We start from the raw sequence: 1,732 nt of genomic DNA on the forward strand, positions 1-1,732 counted from the left end.
GGCAGGAGGCCGGCGACCAGGGGGAGCATTTTGGTGGAGAGGAAGAAGAACAGCACGTCGCTCCATTTGCGTACGGGCTTGATGGACAGCGCGTAGGCGGCGGGGACGGCCAGGGCGAGGACGATGAGGGTGGAGAGCACCGAGGCGGTGAGCGAGTTGATCAGTGGGGGCCAGGGGCTGATGCCGGTGCCTTCGCCGAAGAACTCGCGGTAGCCGTGCAGGGTCAGCGAGGCGCCCAGGCTGGGCGGGTTGGTCGCCGCGTCCGCCTCACTGTGGAACGACGTCAGCACCATCCACGCCACCGGCAGGAAGAAGCCGATGCCGCACAGCCAGGCGAGCAGGCTCAGCAGGCCGCCGGTACGCCGCCGGCGCCGGGTCGCGGGCGCGCCCGCGGGGCGCCGGGTCACAGTCGCGCTGGTCATCGGGAGACCTCCTCGCGCAGCAGGGACGAGACGGTGCGCAGCGCGAAGGTCGCCACCAGCAGCGAGCACAGCACGACGACGACGCCTTGCGCGGACGCCTGTCCGTAGTCATGGGCCTGGTAGAAGGTCTGGTAGAGGGTGTAGGGCAGGTTGGCGGTGCCCAGGCCGCCCGAGGTGAGGGTGAAGACCGCGTCGAAGTTCTGGACGACGTAGACGGTCCCGAGCAGGGCGGCCAGCTCCAGGTAGCGGCGCAGGTGGGGCAGGGTGAGGTAGCGGAAGATGTCGAAGGCGGAGGCGCCGTCCATCCGGGCCGCCTCGACGGCGTCCGTCGCCCGGCTCTGCAGTCCGGCCAGCAGGATCAGCATCATGAACGGCGTCCACTGCCAGATCAGCGACACCTCCACGGCGGCGAGCGGGGAGTCGGTCATCCAGTCCGGCTGCGGCGGACTGTCGCTGCCGAACAGGCCCCATATCCACGTCAGCGCGCCGTTGAGCAGCCCGTAGGAGGCGTTGAACAGGGCGTGCTTCCACAGCAGGGCGGAGGCGACCGGCACCACCAGGAACGGGGTGATCAGCAGGGTGCGGACGATGCCGCGGCCGCGGAAGCCGCGGTCCAGCAGCAGTGCGAGGCCGAGCCCGAGCAGCAGGCTGACCAGTACCACGGTCACCGTCAGCAGCACCGTCGTGACCACCGACGACCGCATCGCGGGGTCGGTGAAGACGGCGACGTAGTTGTCGAGGGCGGCGAAGCCGCGGTTGTCGGGGGCCAGCGCGTTCCACCGGGTGAAGGAGATCACCACGGTTGCCAGGAAGGGCAGTTGGGTCACGGCGATCAGGAAGACCAGGGCGGGCAGCAGAGGCGCGCGGCGGGCCCAGTCCTTGGCCCGTCGGGCCCGCCGGACGCGGGCCGCCTGCCGGCCGGTTCGTGCGGCGACGGCCTCGACGGGCCGGGGCGCCTCAGCGGTCCGCGTAGGCATCGGAGACCTCCTGCGCCAGTCGCTGGCTCTTCTTCAGGGCCTCGGGCACGCTCTGCTTGCCGGCGATCGCCGAGCTGATCTCGTGGGAGACCTTGGTGCCGAGGTCGGCGAACTCGGGGATACCGACGAACTGGATCCCGGGGGCCGGACGGGGCTGGACGCCCGGGTCGTTGGGCCGGGCCGAGCTGATCGCCTGCTGGGTGGCGTGGGCGAAGGCGCCCGACTTCTTCAGGTACTGGGGGTTGCGGTAGAGGCTGGCCCGCTTGCCGCCGGGGACCTTCGACCAGCCCAGGGTGCGGCCCACCAGCTGCTCGTACTTCTGACCGGAGGCCC

Annotated in this window: 2 protein-coding genes and 1 pseudogene; all 3 read right to left on the reverse strand. The window is 70.9% G+C overall.

Annotation, left to right across the window (positions count from 1 at the left end; translation table 11 throughout):
* Window positions 1-422, reverse strand: a 422-nt coding sequence (locus ACZ4NB_RS38675) for an ABC transporter permease family protein (protein ID WP_467667746.1), incomplete at its 3' end; no start/stop codon positions are given.
* Window positions 419-1,399, reverse strand: coding sequence for a carbohydrate ABC transporter permease (locus tag ACZ4NB_RS38680; protein ID WP_467667747.1), 981 nt, complete (start codon window positions 1,397-1,399; stop codon window positions 419-421). The genes ACZ4NB_RS38680 and ACZ4NB_RS38675, both read right to left, overlap by 4 nt.
* A pseudogene (locus ACZ4NB_RS38685) lies at window positions 1,380-1,732 on the reverse strand (sugar ABC transporter substrate-binding protein); the annotation flags it as partial. The gene ACZ4NB_RS38680 and the pseudogene ACZ4NB_RS38685, both read right to left, overlap by 20 nt.

This window comes from Streptomyces sp. NPDC026575 (genome assembly GCF_055567415.1).